This is a genomic window from Gordonia sp. VNK21, assembly GCF_046098115.1.
In the GTDB taxonomy this organism is placed as follows: domain Bacteria; phylum Actinomycetota; class Actinomycetes; order Mycobacteriales; family Mycobacteriaceae; genus Gordonia.
The window spans coordinates 1-1,029 of record NZ_JBJURU010000053.1; the positions used below are offsets into that span (position 1 = coordinate 1).

The window sequence follows — 1,029 nt, forward strand, 5'->3', positions numbered from 1 at the left end:
CGGCGCCGGCGGCAGCGCGGCGATCAACGGCGGCTACTTCCTGCGCCCGCACGTCACCGACCTGGTCGACTGGCCCGGGCCGTGGCCGGTGTTCGCCGCGGCCGCCTACGACGCGGTGGACGGCGGCGACGACGGCGGCGGCCTGCTGCACGTCTCGGCGCCGTCGGACGAGGAGCTCGGCGACCTGCCGCGGGCCTTTGAGCAGTACTGGCTCTCCCGCGGGCAGCTCGCCGCCGGCGGCGCCTGGCCGGTGGTGGGGGTGAACCGGGTGCGCAGCAACCGGGTGCGCGGCCGCCGTTTTACCGGAGCGCACGTCCTGGCGATGGCCGGCGGTCCGCCGGTGCAGGGCGGTCTGACGGTGCAGCGGCTGGTGCAGCGCGACGGCCGCATCGTCGGCGTGGACTGCGGCGACCGGCAGCTCGCCGCCGGGACGGTGATTCTGGCCGCGGGCACCCTCGGGACCGCAGAGCTCTTGCGGCGCAGCGGGATCGGCGAGTCTCACGTAACGGTCCATGAGCACGCCGAACTGCTCGTGCGGTTCACGCCGCGCCGGCCGCTGTCTGCGCGGGCGCTGCTGCAGTCGGTACTCCACACCGCCGACGGCCTGGAGGTCCGCTGCTACGGCGACGACTTCGGCCGGTTCATTGACGGTGAGCCGTTGCGCGGCGTGCCGATCGGCGTCGCCGACCTGGCCGAGCCGGTGGCCGGGTCCTTCGGGCCGGACGGACTGGACCTGGGGGAGCCGACGGCCGAGTCGCTCGAGCGGCTGCACTCCGCCGCCGGGCGGGTGGTGGAGATGCTCGGCGGTGAGGAGTTCGCGGAGTTGGTGGAGCCCGGCTCGATCGAGATCGACCCGGTGATCGGGATGAACCAGCACGCGCTGGGCAGCCTGCCGCTCGGGGAGGCACTCGACCCGTTCGGCGGTGTCCCGGGGGTGGCGGGCCTGCACGTGGTGGACGCGTCGGTGCTGCCGCCGCACCTGCGCAGCGGGCCGCATGCGAGCGTCGCAATGGTCGCCTGGGCGCTAGG

At 74.9% G+C, this 1,029-nt stretch carries 1 protein-coding gene; it reads left to right on the forward strand.

All coding sequences use genetic code 11. The annotated features are described in order from the left end of the window. On the forward strand, positions 1–1,029 hold a 1,029-nt coding region (locus ACJMNC_RS18375), incomplete at both ends, for a GMC family oxidoreductase N-terminal domain-containing protein (RefSeq protein ID WP_408949378.1).